The following is a 21,340-nucleotide window of genomic DNA, read 5'->3' on the forward strand; positions in this document are numbered from 1 at the left end:
AGGACGGATCATGTGCGGGCTGGCTGGTTTCCTCTCGACCTCGCTGCACCCCGGTGCCACCGCCGAGGTCATCACCTCGATGCTGTCCAACATCCGCCACCGCGGGCCGGACGAGGCCGGCTACTACCTGGACGACGGTCTGGCCATGGGGGCGGTGCGGCTGGCCATCGTGGACCTTGCCGGTGGCTCGCAACCCATGTCGGACCCGTCACGGCGGTACTGGATCTGCTTCAACGGTGAGATCTACAACCACATCGAGCTCCGGGCGGAACTGGAGCGCCTCGGCCGGCCGTTCCGCACCGACCACTCCGACACCGAGGTGGTGCTCCAGGCGTGGATCCAGTGGGGCTCGGCCTGTTTCACCCGGCTGAACGGCGCCTTCGCCGTCGCCATCAGGGATGCGGCGACCGGTGACCTGGTCCTGGCCCGGGACCGTTACGGCAAGCGCCCGTTGTTCTACACCGACAACGACGGTGACCTGCTGTTCGCCTCCGAGATGAAGGCGTTCCGCGCCTTCCCCGGCTTCCGCTTCGAGCTCGACCCGAGGGAGCTGGCCACCACCTACGCCGCGTGGACGCCGCTGCCCGACCGCACCCCCTACCGGGGTGTGCGCCAGCTGCCGATGGGCTCCGTGCTGACCATCAGCGCGGGCCGCCGCTCGCTGCGCCCGTACGAGGAACTCGACTTCGACGTGCCGGGCTTCGACGGCACTGAGGCCGAGGCGATCGAGCTCGTCCGGCAGACCCTGCGCACCAGCGTGGAGCTGCGCCTGCGGTCCGACGTCGAGGTCGGCGTCTACCTCAGCGGCGGCCTGGACTCCTCGGTGGTGACGCGACTGGCCACCCAGCTCTCGCCGCACCAGGTCCGCACCTTCTCCGTGGCCTTCCAGGACAAGGAGTTCGACGAGTCCGACAGTCAGAGCCTGGTCGCCGAGCACCTGGGGACGGTGCACTCCACCGTCCCGATCACCAGCACGGACATCACCGACGCATTCCCGGCCGCCGTGTACCACGCCGAGGTCCCGACCTTCCGCACCTCGTTCGTGCCGATGTTCCTGCTGTCCCGGCACGTCCGCGACGCCGGGATCAAGACGATCCTCAGCGGCGAGGGCGCCGACGAGGCGTTCCTCGGCTACTCGCTGTTCCGCGAGACCCTGCTGCGCGAGCGCTGGAACGAGCTGCCCGAGGCCGAGCGCCGCACCAGGCTGGCCGGGCTGCACCCGGAGCTGGCGCACTTCGGCTCCGCCCACCAGGCCCATCTGCTCGGCCTGTACCAGCAGTTCTCGGTGGAACGGCTGCCGGGCCTGTTCTCGCACGAGATGCGCTACCAGAACGGCCGGTTCGCGGCGCGCCTGCTCGCCGACCGGTTCGACCCGTTCGCCGACCTGCTCGACCTCGTCGCCGGGACCCCGGGCTACGCGGAGATGTCCGCGGTGCACAAGGCCCAGTGGCTGGAGTACAAGACGCTGCTGCCCGGATTCCTGTTGTCCACCCAGGGAGAGCGCGCCGCGCTCGCGCACAGCGTGGAGAACCGCTGCCCGTTCCTCGACCCGGCGGTGGTGCGCGCGGCCGCGTCGGTGAACCTGCGCTACGACGACGGCCAGGTCGAGAAGGCCCTCCTGAAGAAGGCGTTCCGCGCCGAGCTCCCGGAGTGGACCACCAGCCGCCCGAAACAGCCCTACCGCGCGCCGGGCAGCGCCGCGTTCAAGGACAGCCGCCCGGACTACCTGGAACTGCTGCTGTCCGACCATGAGTTGGCGCGGATCGGCTGCGTGGACCGGAGGTTCGCCCGCCGCCTGGTCGACAAGATCATGTCCTCGCCGGTGGAGGAGATCAGCACCAAGGAGGACCAGGCCTTCCTCTACCTGCTGACGACCGCCGTGCTCCACCAGCAGTTCGTGCTGGACGGCGGGAGCCGGCCGGGCGGGTCGGCTCCCGCCGCGCTGAACCTGCGGGTGACCGTGGACAACCGCCGTGCCATGCAGCGAGTGGGGGAGAGCCGATGAGTGCCGACGACATCGCGATCATCGGTCTGGCCCTGCGGTTCCCGGGTTCCGACACGCTGGTCGAGCTGTTCGACCACCTCGCGGCGGGGCGCTCGCTGATCACCGAGGTGCCCGCGCAGCGGTGGTCCAAGGAACGCTACTTCGGCGATCCGCGCAGCGGCGAGGAGAAGACGTACAGCGTCTGGGCCGGCTTCGTCGAGGGCGCCGACCGCTTCGACGCGGCCTTCTTCAACATCTCCCCGCGCGAGGCCGAGACCATGGACCCGCAGCAGCGGTTCGCGCTGGAACTGGCCTGGCAGGCCGTCGAGGACGCGGGCTACCGGGCGGGCGAACTCGCGGGCAGCCGCACGGGCGTGTTCATGGGCCTGTGCCACGGCGACTACGCCGAGCTGATCGAACGCGACGACGTGCCGACCGACGCCTACTTCCCGACCGGCACGGCGTACTCGATCGTCGCCAACCGCCTGTCCTACTTCTTCGACTTCCACGGCCCCAGCATCGCCAACGACACCGCCTGCTCCAGCTCCCTGGTCTCGCTCTACGAGGCCGTCGCCGCGCTGCACAACGGCGACTGCGACCTGGCGCTGGCCGGCGGCGTGAACCTGTGCTGGTCGCCGAAGCTGTTCGTGGCGTTCAGCAAGGCGAGCATGCTCTCGCCCACCGGCCGGTCGCACGCCTTCGACCAGGCCGCGGACGGGTTCGTCCGGGGCGAGGGCGGCGCGGTCCTGCTGCTCAAGCCGCTGGCCAGGGCGCTGGCGGACCACGACCCGGTGTACGCGGTGATCAAGGGCGTCGGCACCAACCACGGCGGCCGGACCAACTCGCTGACCGTCACCAACCCGGCGGCGCAGGCCGCGCTGATCGAGGACGTCTACACCCGGGCCGGCGTCGCCCCCGAGACCGTGAGCTACATCGAGGCCCACGGGCCGGGCACGCCGGTCGGTGACCCGATCGAGATCGTCGGACTCAAGCGCGCCTTCCAGAGCCTGCACGACGCCAACGGGACCACGCCGAGCCCCGGCAGCACCGGCATCGGCTCGGTCAAGACCAACATCGGCCACCTGGAGTCGGCCGCGGGCGTGGCGGGCGTGGTGAAGGTGATCGGCGCGATGGCCGCAGGGATCCTGCCGGCGACGGTCAACTTCCAGACCCGCAACCAGCTGATCGACCTGGACGGCAGCCCCTTCTACATCGTCGGCGACACCCGGCCGTGGCCGGGCGGCGACGGTGCGCCGCGCCGGGCGGGCGTCAGCTCGTTCGGGTTCGGCGGGACCAACGCCCACGTGCTGCTGGAGGAACACGTCCGCCCGACGGCGGCGCACGGGAGCGGGACGCCCGAGGACGGTGCGGCGGCGTCCGAGGCGCCGGGGCCGTACGTCGTGCCGCTGTCGGCGAAGAACCCGGAGCGGCTGCGGGTGCTGGCCGCCCGGCTGCGGGAGCACCTGCTGGCCCCCGAGACCGGGCTGAGCCCGCGCCAGTCGCTGGCCGACATCGCCCACACGCTCCGGGTCGGCCGCGAGCCGATGCGGGCCAGGGCCGCGTTCGTCGTCGCGGACCGGGAGCAGCTCGCCGCCGCGCTGGAGTCCGCCGCGGACGGCGAGGTGCGCAACCCCGCCGGGGCCGGGGCCGAGGTGGTCGCGGCGGCACAGGCGTGGGCACGCGGGGGGAGCGCCGACTGGCCCCCGCTGCCCGGGGCGCAGCGCGTACGGCTGCCGACCTACCCGTTCGCCAGGGACCGGCACTGGTACGTCACGCCGCCGGCCGAGACCCCGGGCGCCGCGACGCTGCACCCGCTCGTCCACCGCAACACCTCCGACCTGGCGCAGCAGCGCTACACCTCCACCTTCACCGGAGCCGAGCCCTTCCTGGCCTCGCACCAGGTCCGCGGCCACCGGGTGCTGCCCGCGGTCGCGTACCTGGAGATGGCGCGGGCCGCGGTGGAGTTCGCGGCGGCGCGGGAGGGAGTGATCCGACTGAGCGACGTCGCGTGGATGCGGCCGGTCGTCGTCGACGAACCGGTCGACGTCGAGCTCGCACTGACGCCGCGTGCAGACGCGATCGCCTTCGAGTTCCGCCGGGGCGAGACGACCCACAGCGCGGGCTCCGCCGAGATCGTCACGGCGCCGGAGCCGGCACCACTGGACCTGGACGCCCTGCGCGCGTCCTGCCCCACCACGCGCGACCCCGCCGAGATCTACGCCGAGTTCGGTGCCCAGGGCCTGGAGTACGGGCCGGACATGCGCGCGCTGCGGGGGCTGCGGGTCGGGCGGGACGAGGCTCTCGCCCGCATCCCGGCGACCGGGGCCGAGGGGTACGTGCTGCCGCCGAGCGTCCTGGACGCCGCCTTCCAGACCTCCGTGGTCCTGATGGGCGAGGCCGCCGGCCCGACCCTGGCCTTCGCCCTCGACGAGCTGCGGGTGTACCGGCCCTGCCCGTCCGAAACCTGGGCGTGGGTGCGGCGGAGCGCGGACTCCGGGGCGCTCGCCAGGTTCGACATCGACCTGTGCGACCGCGACGGCGTGATCAGCGCCAGCCTGCGGGGGCTCGCCCAGCGCACCGCCGACGCGGGCGCGCGGGTCGTCACGGCGACCACGCGGTGGACCGACCGGCCGCTGAACGCGGGCGGCTCCTCCCGCACCGCGCACACCGTGACCCTGCCGGAGATCACCCCGGCGAGCCCGGCCGACGGCGTCGACGCCGTGACGGATCAGGTGTTCGCCGAGGCCCAGCGGCTGCTCGCGTCCGCTCCCAAGACCGAGCACCGCTTCGTGGTGCTGGTCGGCGGCCGGGTCCCGGCGCACTTCCACGCGCCGCTGGGGGGCCTGTTCCGCACGGTCGCCCTGGAGAACCCGCTGGTCTCGGGCCGGGTGGTCCGGGTCGCCGGCTTGGAGTCGGCCTCCCCGGCACAGATCGAGCGGATCGTGCGGGAGGAGTGCGCCGACGACTCCGCCGACACCGAGGTCCGCTACGCCGCCGACGGCACCCGGCAGGTGCTGGAGCCCGCCGAGACGCGGCTCGACGCCGGTCCGGAGGTGCCGGACCTGCGCCCCTGCGGCGTGTACTGGGTGACCGGCGGCCTGGGCGGCATCGGCCGGCACATCGCCCGCTACCTCGGCCGCGCCGAGGCGACGGTCGTCCTGAGCGGACGGTCCACCGCCGGCTCGGTCGAGTCCCTGCGGGCCGAGGGGGTCGACGCGCACTACCTGCCGGTCGACGTCACCGACGCCCGGGCCGTCCGCGCCGCGGTCGACACGATCGTGCGGGAGCACGGTTCGCTGCACGGCGTGGTGCACGCGGCCGGTCTGCTGCGGGACCAGTACCTGCTGCGCAAGGACCTGGCCGACGTCCGCCTGGTGACCGCGCCGAAGGTGCGCGGCACGCTCAACCTCGACGCCGCCACCCGGCACCTCGACCTGGACTTCTTCGCGCTGTTCTCCTCGGTCGCCGGCGTCTACGGCAACCCGGGGCAGGCCGACTACGCGGCGGCCAACGCGTTCCTGGACGCGTTCGCCCGGCACCGGCAGGCGCTGGTCGACGCGGGGGAGCGCAGCGGCAGGACCGTCGCCGTCAGCTGGCCGCTGTGGGCCGAGGGCGGCATGACGCTGGACGAGGTCACCCGTGAGTCGCTGCGCCGTGAGCGCGGCTGGGAGGCCCTGCCCACCGAGGACGGGCTGCGCGCCTTCGGCCGCTCCCTGCTCGCCGACGCCCCCGCGCACGTCATCGTCGGGTACGGGGCCAGGGCGAGCCTCGCGGTGCCACGCCGGGCGGCTCCGGCGCCCGTGGTGTCGGCCTCGGTCGTGCCGTCCGGCGGCGTCGTCGAGGGCGATCTGCTGGAGCGCACCGAGGGCCTGCTCAGGGAGGTCGTCGCCGGGGTCCTCCGGCACGCCCCGGAGCACATCGAGTCGACCACCAACCTGATCGAGTACGGGATCGACTCGCTGAGCATCCTGGGGGTGACCGCCGAACTGGAGAAGCTGTTCGGACCGCTGTCCAAGACGATCTTCTTCGAGTACCTGAACATCGCGGACGTGGCGGCGCACTTCGTGGAGTCGCGGCGGAGGCAACTGGAAGCCGTACTGGGGGCCGTGCCGGGGGCGACGGCGGAGGCCGGGGCGTCCGACGCACAGCCGGAAGCGCCGGCGGCACCGCCGTCGGAGACGCCCGTCGTACCGCCGGAGGCCCCGGCCGTGTCCGCCACCGCCACCACCACCGCCGAGGTCCGCGAACCCGCGCGCGAGGACCGGCACGACATCGCGATCATCGGGGTGTCCGGGCGCTACCCCGGCGCCGACACGATGGACGAGCTGTGGGAGCTGCTGGAGAACGGCCGGCACACGTTCGAGGAGGTCCCCGCCGAACGCTGGGGCCACGAGGCCATCTACGACAGCGACCGGGCCGTCCGGGGCAAGAGCGTGATCAGGACCGGCACCTTCCTCCGCGACATCGACGCGTTCGATCCCCGCTACTTCCGCATCTCCAAGCGCGAGGCCGAGCAGATGTCCCCGGAGGTGCGGCTGTTCCTCCAGGCCGGCGTGCAGGCGCTGGAGGACGCCGGCTACTCGCGGCAGACCATCCACCGCCGCTACCAGGGCGACGTCGGTGTGCTCGTGGGCACCATGAGCAACCACTACAACCTGTACGGCTTCCAGAACAGCCTCACCCGCGGCGCCCCGCAGAGCGGCAGCTACACCGGGACGCTCCCCAACATGCTGTCCTACTTCTACGGCCTGACCGGGCCGTCGATCTTCGTGGACACGATGTGCTCCGCCTCGTCGACGTGCGTGCACCAGGCCGTGCAGATGCTGCGGGCCGGCGAGTGCCGGATGGTGGTCGCGGGTGGCGTCAACCTGATGCTGCACCCGTACAACCTGATCACCTCGTCGGAGGAGCACTTCACCACCGGCACCTCCGACGTGATCCGCAGCTTCGGCCACGGCGTGGACGGCACCATCCTCGGCGAGGGCGTCGGCGCGGTCGTGCTCAAGCCGCTGGTCGACGCCGAGCGCGACGGCGACCAGGTGTACGCCGTGATCAGGGGCACCGCCCTGTCCAACGCCGGCACCCGCAACGGCTTCACCGTGCCGAACCCGGGCATGCAGGCGCACGCGATCGAGAAGGCGATCGAGGACGCCGGGGTCGACCCGAGGACGATCAGCTACGTCGAGGGGCACGGCTCGGGCACCGCGCTGGGCGACCCGATCGAGGTCCGCGCGCTCACCTCGGCGTACCGGAAGTACACGGCGGACAGCCAGTTCTGCGCGCTCGGGTCCGTCAAGGCGAACATGGGGCACCTGCTCGCGGCGGCCGGCATGATCGGCCTGGCGAAGGTGCTGCTCCAGTTCCGGCACGGCAAGCTGGTGCCCTCCCTGCACAGCACGGAACTCAACCCGGACATCGACTTCACCGACACGCCGTTCCAGGTGCAGCAGACGCTCGCCGACTGGCGGCCTGCGGTCACCGTCGTCGACGGCCGGCAGGTCACCCATCCCCGGCGGGCCGGCATCACGTCGATCGGTGCCGGCGGCATGAACTCGCACATCGTCCTGGAGGAGTATCCCGAACGTCCGGTACGTCAGGAGCCGTTCGGCGAGCAGCTGTTCGTGTTCTCCGCGATGAACGAGGCCGCGCTCGGGCGCTACCTGGCCACCTTCCGCGACCACCTCGCCGGGGCGCGGGAGGCCGATCTGCCCGACATCGCGTTCACCCTGCGGGTGGGCAAGAACGAACTGCCCCACCGGTGGGCGTTCGTGGCGGGGGACCTGCGGTCCGCGCTGGCGGCCGTCGACGGCTACCTGGCCGGGCGGCGGGAGCTGCCCGCGCACGAGCTCGGCACGACCTGGGTCGCCGGCAGGACCGTCGACTGGGACCGGCTGCCGACGGCCCGTCGGGTGTCACTGCCCGCGTACCCGTTCGAGAAGGTGCGGTGCTGGGTCGAGCAGACCGACGGCGCGCCGTCCGTGCTGGCCCCCCTGGCACTGCGCGAGCGGCTGCACCCGTTCCTGGGGCGCAACGAGTCCGACGTGCGCGGCCTGCGCTACGGCCTCGACGTCCACCTCGCCGACCTGCTGGACTACGGCTACCGCCTGGCCAAGGCGCCGACGATCGTGCCCACCTTCGCGGTGGACCTCGCGCTGGCCACCGCGAAGGTCAGCGGGTTCGCCGGGGAGGCGTCGGTCCACGACCTCCGGGTGCTGCGGCCGATCGACTGGTCGGCGACCAGGCGGCTCGTCACGGAGTTCGCCGACGGCCACGGCATCGTCCGGACCGAGGACGGGGCGGCGGCGGTCGAGTTCACCGTGCGGGCGGCCACCGCGCCGACCGGTCGGGTCGACCTGGCCGACCTGCGGCCGGTCCTCACCCGGGAACGGTTCCTGGCCGAGCTGGCCGAGGGCGGGCTGGACTACAAACCGGCGTCGTGCGCGGTCGACGGTGTGTTCCGCACGCCGGACGGCCGGACGGTGCTGGGCGTCGGCCGGCCCGACTTCCGGCAGGACCACGTCCGGCGCAACGTCACCGTCGAGCCGTTCGTGCTCGCGGTGATCGCCCAGGGCGTGCAGTGGGAGGCCAAGCGGGCCGGGGCGCCGGACTGGACCCGGGTGGCGCTCAACCGGGTCGGGGGGATCCGGGTACGGGCCGGGGTGCCGGTCACGCACGTGGTCTTCGGAGACGACCGGATCCTGCTGGTCGAGGGCTCGGGCGAGGTCGTCGGGGAACTGGACGGGGTGCGGCGCGGCGTCGGAGGGACGACGCCGGCCGAGCGGCCGGTACCGCAGGCCCGTCCGGTCCGGGTCGAGCGGGTGCAGGTCGACGCGGTGCCGGCCCAAGCGGTGCAGGGCGGCACGAAGCCGGCCGCGCCTGCGGACTCGGCCGTGGTGGACGTCCTGCGCTCCATCGCCGCGGACCTCCTCAAGTTCGAGCCGGCGGAGCTCGATCCGCGGACCGGCCTGGACGCGTTCGGCTTCGACTCCATCTCGCTGGTGGCCTTCGCGGAGGAGATCCGCGAGCGGTTCGGGGTCGTGGTGAGTCCGGCGGTGTTCTTCGACGTCAGCACGCTGGAGGCGCTGGGTGCCCACCTGGTCGACGAGCACGGAGCCACGGTCGAGCCCGGGGCCGCGCCGGTCCGGGCCGCGCCGGTGCCGCCGCCGGTCGAAGTCGAGGCAGCGGCAGAGGTCGTGGCCGCGGTCGAGCCGCAGCCGGTTCACGCCGAGGCCGATCCGCGCCTGCCGATCGCCGTCATCGGCGCGGCCGGGCGCTTCCCGGGCGCCCGCACCCTGGACGAGTACTGGGCGAACCTGCTGGCGGGCGAGGACTCCGTCACCGCCTTCCCGTGGCACCGGTACGACGAGGACCACCGCAGGACCATCGAGGCCCAGGACTTCCCCCAGCGGATCGGGGCCCTGGACGACGTCGACGCCTTCGACGCCGCCTTCTTCCGCATCCTGCCGCGCGAGGCCGAGCTGATGGACCCGCAGCACCGCCTCGTCCTGGAGACGGTGTGGCAGGCGCTGGAGGACAGCGCGTACCGCCCGGCCGACCTGCCGACCAGCACGGGAGTGTTCATCGGCGTCACGGGCAACGACTACGCGACGCTGCTCACCACCCGCGGCGTGCAACCGGACGCGTTCACGTCGACCGGGACGACGCACTCGATCCTGGCCAACCGCATCTCGTACCTGCTCGACGTGCGCGGCCCGAGCGAACCGATCGACACGGCCTGCTCCAGCTCGCTGGTGGCGGTGCACCGCGCGATCGAGGCGATCCGCTCCGGCACCTGCGAGCTGGCCGTCGCCGGCGGGGTGAACGTGCTGCTCAGCACGGACACCTTCGTCAGCGCGCACCGCGCGGGCATGCTCAGCCCGGACGGCCTGTGCAAGACCTTCGACGCCGGCGCGAACGGCTATGTGCGCGGCGAGGGCGTCGGGGTGGTTGTGCTCAAGTCCCTGGCGGCGGCGGAGCGCGACGGCGACGCGATCCTCGGTGTGCTCCGGGGCAGCGCGTACAACCACGGCGGCCGGGCCAACTCGCTGACCGCGCCGAACGCCGACGCCCAGGCCGACCTGGTGACGGCCGCCGTCGGCGACCTCGACCCGGACACCATCGGCTACATCGAGACCCACGGCACCGGCACGGCGCTCGGCGACCCGGTGGAGGTCCGCGCGCTGCGCACGGCGTTCCGCCGGCTGGGCCGCAGTGACGACGGTGCGTGCGGCCTCGGTTCGGTCAAGACCAACATCGGCCACCTGGAGTCGGCCGCGGGCATCGCGGGGCTGCTGAAGGTGCTGCTCGCGCTCAAGCACGGTGTGCTGCCCGCGACCCGGCACGTCCGGCAGGTCAACCCGTACATCGAACTGGACGGCGGCCCGTTCCACATCGTGCGGGACAACGAGCCCTGGGCGCGCCCCCGCAGCGCTGACGGCGGCCTCGCGCCGAGGCGGGCCGGGGTGAGCAGCTTCGGGTTCGGCGGCGTCAACGCCCATGTCGTCGTCGAGGAGTACGTCGGCGCCGACCAGCGCGAGCAGGGAGAGTCGGGAGAGCGAGAGCAGGACGGCGGGAGCGTCCTGGTGCCGCTGTCGGCCCGCACCGCTGGGCAGTTGACCGACCGGGCCCGGGACCTGCTGTCCTACCTGGAGCAGTCGGCGGACGTTTCGCTGCGGTCCGTCGCGTGGAGCCTGCAGGTCGGCCGCGAGGAGATGGCGGAACGGGTCGGCTGGGTCGTCTCCTCGCGTGCCGAACTCCTCGACAGGATACGGGCGTTCGTCACCACCGGGGACCGTGGCGGCAGCGCGGAGCCGATCGGGCGGTGGATCGGCGGTGGCGCCGTCGACTGGCGTTCGCTGTCCGGGGGCAGGACCCCCAAGCGCGCCCACCTGCCCGGATACCCCTTCGCCCGGGACCGGTTCTGGCTTCCCGGTAGCAGGGAATCGGTCGGCACCGGAGGTAGCGGCACGAGGGAGTCGGCCGGCACCGGGGTGGCGACCGGTACGGCCCTGCTGACCGCACGGTGGACGCCGACGCCCGCCGCCGCGACCGGCCGGTACGACCAGCGCGTCGTCCTCCTGTGCGGGGTCGACGGGCCGGTGCCCGGGGCGATCCGCCTCGACACGGCCAGGCAACGGCCGGAGAGCCGGTTCCGCGACCTGTCGTGGCAGGTGCTGGAGACCGTCCGCGGCCTCGACGCCCGGCACGGCACCACGCTGGTGCAGGTCGTCACCCACGACCTCGCCCTGGTCGGCCTGCTGCGCACCGCGACCAAGGAGAACCCGCGGATCGTCGGTCAGGTCATCGGTGTCGAGGGTGTCGCCGGCGACGACCTGGCCGCCGTCGTGGCGGAGAACGCCCGCGCCGCCGACGACCTCGTGAGCTACCGCGACGGCGTCCGGCACACGCGCAGCTGGGCCCCGGCCGTGATCCGGGGAGCAGCGTCCGACCGGCCCTGGCGGGACGGCGGCGTGTACCTGATCACGGGCGGCGCCGGTGGGATCGGCGCCGCCACCGCCCGGCGCATCGCCGCCGACGTGCGGCGACCGACCATCGTGCTCGCCGGCCGGTCGCCGGGCGACGACCGGATCGAGGGCCTGCTCGCCGAGTTGCGGCAGGCGGGTGCGGTCGCGCGGTACGTGCGCGCCGACGTCTCCCGCTGGGAGGAGGTGCGGCACCTGGTCGCCGAGGCGGGCGGGATCACCGGCATCGTGCACGCCGCCGGTGTGGTGCGCGACTCGCTGCTTGCGGACAAGACCGCCGAGCAGTGGGACGACGTGCTCGCGACCAAGGTGGACGGCCTCGTGCACCTCGACCGGGCCACCGAGCACTGCCCGCTGGAGTTCGTGCTGACGTTCTCCTCGGGCGCCGCGATCACCGGCAACCCCGGCCAGTCCGACTACGCGACCGCCAACGCCTTCCTCGACGAGTTCGCCGCCGTGCGCAACGCGCGGGTCGCGGCGGGGAGCCGCCGCGGGCGCACGTCGTCCATCGCGTGGCCGCTGTGGGAGGACGGCGGCATGCGGGTCAGCGAGCGGACCCGGGCGTACCTGTGGGAGGACCGGGGGCTGGCGCCGATGCCCACGCAGGACGGGCTCGCGGCGCTGATCGACGCCTGGAACACGGGGGCGGACCAGGTGTGGGTGCACTACGGCGACCGGGAGCGGGCGCAGACCGGGACGGGGACGGGGACGCAGGCCTCGGTGCCTGCGCCGGTGGCGACGACCGCCACGCCCAGCGCCGACCCGCATGTCCTTCACCACTTGCTCACCCTGTTCTCCGAGGTCAGCGGGCTGGCGCCGGGCTCGGTCGACCCCGACCGCCCGCTCGTCGACATCGGCCTGGACTCGGTGATGGTCATCCAGCTCAACCGGGAACTGGTCAGGACCTACCCCGAGGTGTCCTCGACGATCTTCTACGAGCAGCCGACCCTGCGGGCGGTGGCCGGTCAACTCGCCGGTCACGTCGCCGGCCGACCCGCCGGCGGACCCGTCGGCCGGCAGCCGGAACATGCGCGCCGGCAGCCGGTCGCCGACCGGCCCGCCACCATCGAGCAGCCGTCCGAGAGGCCGTCGGAGCAGCCGTCCGGGAAGCCGGTCGTCGCGACCGACGGGCCCGACGCCGTCGCCGATGAGCCGATCGCGGTCATCGGGCTGAGCGGCCGCTACCCGGGCGCCGCCGACCCCGAGGAGTTCTGGGAGAACCTCAGGGCGGGCCGCGACTGCGTCCGCGAGGTGGACCGCTGGCCGCTGGAGGGCTTCTTCGAACCGGACCGCAACACGGCGGTGGCCACCGGCCGCAGCTACAGCAAGTGGGGCGGCTTCCTCGACGACTTCGCGGCGTTCGATCCCCGGTTCTTCGGCATCGCCCCGCGCGACGCCTACGCCATGGACCCGCAGGAACGGCTGTTCGTTCAGGCCTCGTGGGAGGTGCTGGAGGACGCGGGCTACACCAGGGCGCGCCTCGCCGACCGCCACGGCCACGGGGTCGGGGTGTTCGCCGGCGTCACCAAGGTCGGCCACGCCCGACACGAGGTGGGCCGCCTGCCCTCGGGTGAACTCGTGGTGCCCGGGCTGTCGTTCGCCTCGCTGAGCGCCCGCGCCTCCTACCTGCTCGACCTGCGAGGCCCGAGCCTGACGATCGACACGATGTGCTCGGCGTCGCTGACCGCGATCCACGAGGCGTGCGAGCAACTCCGGCGCGGCGCCTGCGAGGTGGCGATCGCCGGTGGCGTGAACCTCTACGCGCACCCGCTGGACTACGTCGAACTGTGCCGCTCCGGCATGCTCTCGCCCGACCAGCACTGCCGCAGCTTCGGCACCGGCGGCCACGGGTTCGTCCCCGGCGAAGGCGTGGGCTGCGTGCTGCTCAAGCCGCTGTCCCGCGCGGTGGCCGACGGGGACCGCGTGCTCGCGGTGATCCGGGGCTCCAGCGTCAACCACGGCGGCCGCTCCACCGGCTACACGGTGCCGAGCCCGGTCGCCCAGGCCGACGTGATCCGGCGAGCGCTGGACCGGGCCGGGGTCTCCGCGCGGCAGGTCAGTTACGTCGAGGCCCACGGTACCGGCACCGAACTGGGCGATCCGATCGAGATCACCGGCCTGACCATGGCGTTCGAGCAGGACACCATGGACCGGCAGTACTGCGCGATCGGCTCGGCGAAGTCGGGCATCGGCCACCTGGAGGCCGCGGCCGGGGTGGCCGGTCTGACGAAGGTCCTGCTCCAGCTCAAGCACCGGCAGCTCGCGCCGAGCCTGCACGCCGAACAGCTCAACCCGAACATCGCCTTCGAGCGGACCCCGTTCCGGGTCCAGCGCGAGCTGAGCCCGTGGCACTCCGACGGCCCGCGGATCGCGGCGGTGTCCTCCTTCGGTGCCGGCGGCTCGAACGCGCACGTGATCGTCGAGGAGTATTCCGTGCAGCCCACAGACGGCGCGCCCAACGGCGCCGAACAGGTCGTCGTCCTCTCGGCGAGGACTCCCGAACAGCTCACCGCGTCGGTGGACCGGCTGGCCGGCTACCTCGACCGCAATCCGGACACCGATCTCGCCGACCTGGCCTTCACGCTCCAGGTCGGGCGGGAAGCGATGGCCGAGCGGTACGCGGTCGCGGCGTCGTCGACCGCGGAGCTGCGGGCCGCGCTGCGGGCGGGCCGGGGGCACCGGGGCACCGCCGGGGATGCGGGCGGTCTGCTCGCGGAGATCACCGGTGACAGCGATCTGCAGGAACTGCTGGTACGGCAGTGGGTCACCGCCGGCAAGCTGTCCAAGCTCGCGGCGCTGTGGGCGTCGGGCGTCGAGGTGGACTGGGAGCGCCTGCACCGGGGGGCGCCGCGCCGGGTGCTGTCGCTGCCGACGTACCCGTTCGCCAAGGAGCGGTTCTGGATCGGCGACCTGACCCGGCAGGCACCGGCCCCGCTGCCGGCGCCACGTCCGCCGGCCGCACCGGTGGTCACGGCACCGGTCGCGGCGGTGAGCCCCGAACCCGCCGTCGCACCACGGAGCCTGGACGAGCTCGTGCCCGCGGTGGTGCGGGAGAAGATCGCCCGGGCACTGGCGATGGAGGTCGCCGAGGTCGAGGGCGGGCTGGCGTTCGCCGACTACGGCCTGGACTCGATCCTGGCGATCCGCGTGGTGGACCAGCTCAACGACGCGTTGTCGCTGGACCTGCCGACGAGCGTGGTCTTCGACTTCAGCAGTGCCGACCGGCTGGCCGCGCACCTGCTCGCCGAGTACGGGGACACCATCGTCTACACGGAGGGCGCCCCGGCGCCGGCGGCGGCGCGCGACGATGCCCCGCAACCGGTCGCGGAGCCCGCGCCCGTGCCCGCGGCTGTGCCCGTGCCCGGGGCCGTGCCCGGGGCCGTGCCCGGGGCCGGGGATCGCGGACCGATCGCGGTGGTCGGCATGAGCGGCCGCTTCGCGGGCGCCGACTCGCTCGACGACCTGTGGACCCACCTGGTCGACGGCGACGACCTGGTCACCGAGACGACCCGGTTCGACCTCGACGGCGTGAGCACCTGCACCCGGGGCGGCTTCCTCGACCGCATCGACGAGTTCGACGCGATGTTCTTCAACATCTCCGGTACCGAGGCCGTGGTGATGGACCCGCAGCAGCGGCTGCTGCTGGAGGAGTCCTGGAAGGCGTTGGAGGACGCCGGCTACGCGGGCCGGATGGGCCGGCGGCGCTGCGGCGTCTACGTCGGGGCGTGGGCGGGGGACTACCAGACGCTGCTCGACCGGGACGCACCGGCGCAGACCCTGTGGGGCAACATGGCCTCGGTCATCCCGAGCCGGGTGGGCTACTTCCTCGACCTCAAGGGCCCGGCGATCGCCGTCGACACCTCGTGCTCCAGCTCGCTCGTGGCGATCGACCTGGCGTGCAAGGACCTGTGGTCCGGCGAGACCTCGATGGCGCTGGCGGGCGGGGTGTTCGTGCAGTCCACACCACGGCTGTACGGGCTCGCGGGCCGCGCCGGCATGCTCTCGCCGACCGGCCGCTGCCACACCTTCGACCACCGCGCCGACGGCTTCGTACCCGGCGAGGGCGTCGGGGTCGTCGTACTGAAGCGGCTCGCGGACGCACTGGCCGACGGCGACCACATCCACGGCGTGATCAAGGCCAGCGGCGTCAACCAGGACGGCGCCACCAACGGGATCACCGCGCCGAGTTCGGTGTCCCAGGAGGCTCTGCTCGGCGAGGTGTACGAGCGGTTCGACGTCGACGTGGAACGCATCGGACTCGTCGAGGCGCACGGCACCGGCACCAAGCTGGGCGACCCGATCGAGTTCCAGGCGCTGAACCGCGCGTTCCGCGCCCGCACCGACAAGGCGGAGTACTGCGCGGTCGGTTCGCTGAAGACCAACATCGGCCACGCCCAGTTCGCGGCCGGCGTCGCGGGTGTGCTGAAGGTGCTGCTGGCGATCAAACACCGGCGGATCCCCGCCTCGCTGCACTTCGAGAGCGCGAACGAGGCGATCCCGCTGGCGGGCAGCCCGTTCTACCTGAGCACCCGCACCCACGACTGGGAGACCCCCGCCGGGGTGCCGCGCTGCGGCGTGGTGAGCTCCTTCGGCGCCAGCGGGACCAACGCGCACCTCGTGATCGAGGAGGCCCCGTCCGTCGCGCGGGACGTCGCGTGGGACGTCGCGCGGACCGCCGCACCGGCCGCCGCACCGCAGGCGGAGCACGTGGTGGTGCTCTCGGCGCGGACGGAGCAGCAGCTCCTCGAACAGCGGCGCCGACTGGCCGCACACGTCCGCGCCCACGCCTCGATCGACCTCGGCGACCTCGCCTACACCCTGGCCGTCGGCCGGGAGCGGTTCGCGCACCGGTTCGCCTGCGTGGTGCGCGACCGCGAGGAGCTGATCCGGGTCCTCGACGGCACGAGCCCGGCCCGGGTGCCCGAGGACACCCGGCCCCCGGTCGAGGGCCGGCGCATCCCGCTGCCGACCTACCCCTTCGCCCGCGACCGGCACTGGCCCGCGACCGGCGGCGAAGCCGTACCGCCCGCCCGCGCGGACGCTGTGCCGCCGACCCCCGCGGACACTGCGCCACGGACCCGCGCCGACGCGGTGACGCTGACCCGCGCCCACGGCCTGCTGCGCGACCACGTGGTGCAGGGCCGTCACCTCCTGCCCGCGGTCGCCTACCTGGAACTGGCCCGCAAGGCGCTGGGCGCCACCCGGGTGCGGATGCGCAACGTGACCTGGGTGCAGCCGCTGGAGGTCGCGGACGACCCGGTCGACGTCCGGGTCGACGTGCGCGCCGACACCAAGGGCGGGCACCGGTTCGAGATCGTCGCCGGCGCCACCGTGTGCTGTGAAGGCCGCATCGCACCGTCCGACGCCCCGCGCCCGGCACCGGTCGACCTCGCCGCACTGCGCGCGGACTGCCCGGAGACCGTGTCCGGCGACCGGATCCACCAGGCCCTGGTGTCGATGGGCATCGACCACGGTCCGACCCTCCGGGCGATCCGGCGGGCGCACGTCGGCTCCGGGACGGTCCTGGCCGAACTGGTCCGGCCCGACTCGGCGGAGCCCGGCGCGCTGACGCCCGCGATGCTGGACTCGGCGATCCAGGCGGCGGTCGCGCCCCACCTCGACGGGATGAGTGACACCGCCGTGCCGTTCGCCCTGGACCGGCTCGACCTGTTCGCCCCGTGCCCGGCCACGATGTGGGCCGTCGTCCGAGGCGGCGCGTCCGGGCCGCTCGGCAAGCTGGACATCGACCTGGTCGACGCCGACGGCGCGGTCTGCGTGCGGCTGACCGGGTACACCTCGCGCCGCACGGGCCGGAGCGAGCCCGCACTGTTCGCCCCCGTCTGGGATTCGATCAGCGCGACCGACGCGCCCGTGCCCGCCCGGACCGACCGGGTCCTGGCCGTCGGCGGACCCTCGGCCCTCGCCGGCGCGCTGGCCTGGCCGCTGCCGCCGTCGGCGTCCGTCGAGGAGGTGACCGCCGCGCTGCGCGAGCTCGGGCCGATCGACCACCTGGTCTGGACCGCGCCCGAGCCCAAGCTCGACCCCGTCGACGCCGCCGGGTACGTGGCCGCCCAGGACGACGGCGTCGTCGCGGCCTTTCGCATGATCAAGGCGCTGATCGGTGCCGGGTACGACGCCCGGCCGCTGGGGATCACGCTGGTCACGACCCGCGCGCTGGCCACCCACACCGACGACCCCGTCCAGCCGGCACACGCCGGACTGCACGGCCTGTTCGGCTCGCTGGGCCGGGAGTACGCGCAGTGGACCGTCCGCCGCGTCGACCTCGACGGCCCCGAGTGGCCCGCCGACCTGCCGGCCCTGCCGGCCCGGTCGCCCGAGGACGCCTGGGTCCGGCGGGCCGGCCAGTGGCTCGCCCGGCACTGGGCGCCGTGCGAGGCGCCGGCGAAGCCGGTGTACCGCGAGGGCGGCGTCTACGTGGTGATCGGCGGGGCCGGCGGCCTGGGCACGGCGTGGACCCAGCACGTGGTGCGCGAGTTCGGCGCGCACGTCACCTGGATCGGCCGCAGCGCACCCGACGCGTCCGTCGAGGACCGGATCCGCTCCGTCCAGGGACGCGGCACCGTCCGCTACCTCAGCGCCGACGCCGCGGACCCGGCCGCGCTGCGCCGTGCCGTCGCGGCGGTCAAGGAGCGCCACCCGCGGATCGACGGGGTGGTGCAGGCCGCACTCGTGCTGCGGGACAGCACGTTCGCCAGGATGGACGAGGCCACCCTCCGCGCGGGGCTGGCGGCCAAGGTCGACGTCACCACCGCGATGGCCGAGGTCTTCGACGGCGAGCAACTGGACTTCGCGGTGCTGCTGTCGTCGATGCAGTCCTTCACGACGGCGGCCGGCCAGGGCAACTACGCGGCCGGGTGCACCTTCAGCGACGCCTACGCGCACGCGCTCGGACAGCACTGGGACACCCCGGTCAGGGTCATGAACTGGGGGTGGTGGGGCGACCTCGGGAGCGTCACGTCCGCGTTCTACCGGGAGCGGCTGAGCCGGGTCGGCCTGGTGTCGATCGAGCCGCGCGAGGGGCTGGCCGCCCTGGACGCGCTGCTCGGCGGAGGCCAGCGGCAGCTCGCCTTCGTCAAGACCAACCGGCACAACACCCTGGCGAACTTCGACCGCGCCACCAGGGTCACCGTGCACGGCCGGACGCCGTCGCGGGTCCCCGGTGAGCTGCTGATCGCGCCCGAGGGCGCGGACGACCTCATGGACGAGGTCGTGCGGTGGCGTCGAGCCGAACGGGACCCGTGGCTGGCGAAGGTGCTGGCGGCGCAGCTGGCGACCGTCGACCACGCGGCGATCCTGCCGCTGTACGCCGACTGGCTGGAGCACGCCCGGCGCGTCCTCGTCCCGGCCGAGCCGGTGGACGTCGTGCTCGGGCAGTGGGACCGGCAGTGCGAGCGGTGGTCGACCGACGCCGACCGCAGGGCCGAACTGCGGCTGGCCTCCGCCATGCTGCGGGCGCTGCCGGGCATCCTGACCGGCCGGACCAGGCCCACCGACGTGATGTTCCCGCGCGGTTCGGTGGAGTTGGTGGAGGGCTGCTACCGGGACAACCACGTCGCGGACCTGTTCAACCGTGCCATGGCCGGCGCCGCCGTCGGCGTGGTGGCGGAGCGGCTGCGCCGGGAGCCCGGCGCGCGGCTGCGGATCCTGGAGATCGGCGCCGGTACCGGCGGTACCAGCGCCGGGATGTTCGCCGCGCTCAAGCCCTACCAGGACAGCATCGAGACCTACGTCTACACGGACCTGTCCAAGGCCTTCCTCAACCACGCGCGCACCGCGTACGGGCCGGACGTGCCGTACCTGGACTGCCGGCTGCTCAACATCGAGCAGCCGCTGGCCGGGCAGGACATCGGCGAGGGCGGGTTCGACCTGGTGATCGCCGCCAACGTGCTGCACGCGACCAGGGACACCCGCAACACCCTGCGCAACGCCAAGGCCGCGATGCGGGCCGGCGGGTGGCTGCTGCTGAACGAGCTGTCGGCGTTCGACCTGTTCAGCCATGTGACGTTCGGGCTGCTCGCCGGCTGGTGGCTGTTCGACGACCGGTCGCTGCGGATCCCCGGCTCGCCGGCGCTGTCGCCGGAGAACTGGCGGGACGTGTTGGCGGGGGAGGGCTTCGGCACGGTCGTGTTCCCGCTGGCGCAGGCGCTGCCGCTGGGGCAGCAGGTCATCGCGGCGGAGAGCGACGGGGTGGCCCGGCAGGCGGTCGGCGCCGGGCCGGGGAGCGCCGCACGGCAGGGGACCGGCGGGCCGGAGCGGCCGGTACCGGCGTCGGCACCGCGACCGGAGCCCGTGCCGACCCCCGAGCCCGTGCCCGTCCCGGTTCCGGAGCCCTCGGCCGCGCCGGCGACGCCGTCCGACCTGGCCGCGCTCATCCTCGGCAAGGCGGCCGCCGTCCTCGGCATCCCGGCCGAGCGGATCGACACCACAGCGCCGCTCACCAACTACGGCCTGGACTCGATCCTCGTGCTCCAGCTCACCAACGCCCTGCGCGAGGACTTCGGTGACGACGTCTCCGCCACCCTGCTCTTCGACGTCGAGACCATCGAGGGCCTGTGCGCCCACTTCACCGGCCCGGCGGGCGGGCGGTGGAACCTCGCGCGCGGTCAGCTGACCATGTACCGGGACCAGCTGCGCTCGCCGGAGTCGACCAACTACCACCTCCCGCTGCTCTTCGAGATCCACGGCGAGCTGGACGAGGCGGCCCTGGAACGGGCGATCCGCGCGCAGACCGGGATCCACCCGGTGCTGAGCGCGGTCCTCAGCGAGCGGGACGGCGTGCCGTACCTGGACATCGACCCGACCAGGACGCCGTCCTTCGACCGGGTCGACCTCGCCACCACCTCGCGCGCCGCGCAACTGGCCGGGCTGCGCGACCTGGTGGACGTCCCGTTCGACCTGGCGACGGGCCCGCTGGTGCGGGCGCACCTGGTCTCCCTCGCCGGCGGCCGGCGGCTGCTGCTGATCACCGCGCACCACATCCTGCTGGACGGCACGTCGACGGCGGTCCTGGTCCGCACGCTCAAGGAGGCCTACCAGGGCCGGGGGAGCCTGAACCGGGCCGGCTTCGGCGACTTCGTCGCCTGGGAGGAGGCGATGCTCACCGGCCCGCAGGGACGGAAGCACCGGGACTACTGGGTCCGGGAGTTGGACGGGCCGCGGTCGGCGCTCGCGCTGCCCTGCGACCGTCCGTACGACCCGAAGCGGATGCCCCGGGTGGAGGTGGCGACGATGAGGCTGTCGCCGACGCTGGCCGGCGCACTGGCCGACACCGCGCGGGAGCACCGGGTCAGCGTCGCCATCGTGCTGTTCACCACGTACGTGCGGTTCCTGCACCGGCTGACCGGACAGGACGACGTGGTCCTGGGCATGACCGCGGCCGCCCGCTACGAGGAGCGGTTCCAGGACGTGGTCGGCCAGTTCGCGAACTGCCTGCCCATCCGCTGCACGGCCGCCGGGGGCTTCCCCGAACTGCTCAAGTCCCTGCAGCGCAAGGTGGTCGGCGGCATCGAGCACGGCGGCTACCCGCTGCCGGAGATCACCCGCGCGGTGGGATCGGACGACGAACCGCTGGTCCTGACGAACTTCCTGTTCCAGAACTTCGAGGGCGCCGACCTGCTCACCAACGAAGCGCCGGCCGGGGCCGGCGAGTTGGACCTGCGGATGTTCGACGACCTGCCGTACGCCGGGGAGTACGTCCTCGCCACGGAGTTCTACCGGGAGGGCGACGGGTACAAGGTGTTCCTCAAGTACGACGCGAACGTGTTCGACGAGGCCACGGCGCGGCGCATGACGGACGACTGGCACGCGGTCATCCGGGGCGAGCTGGGCCTGGACTGACCCGCGGTGAGCGGCC

2 protein-coding genes are annotated in these 21,340 nt (G+C 73.4%); both read left to right on the top strand.

The genetic code is table 11. The annotated features are described in order from the left end of the window. The first annotated feature begins 10 nt into the window (after positions 1 to 10). The gene (asnB, locus tag P3T27_RS24470) at positions 11 to 2,005 is read left to right on the top strand and encodes an asparagine synthase (glutamine-hydrolyzing) (RefSeq protein ID WP_280681972.1); all 1,995 of its coding nucleotides are present in this window, start codon (positions 11 to 13) and stop codon (positions 2,003 to 2,005) included. Then, positions 2,002 to 21,324 (top strand): SDR family NAD(P)-dependent oxidoreductase, encoded by a 19,323-nt coding sequence (locus P3T27_RS24475; protein WP_280681973.1) that lies wholly within the window; start codon positions 2,002 to 2,004, stop codon positions 21,322 to 21,324. Before asnB ends, P3T27_RS24475 begins: the two co-directional genes overlap by 4 nt. Positions 21,325 to 21,340: the final 16 nt, after the last annotated feature.

It is taken from the genome of Kitasatospora sp. MAA19, from assembly GCF_029894125.1.
GTDB lineage: Bacteria > Actinomycetota > Actinomycetes > Streptomycetales > Streptomycetaceae > Kitasatospora.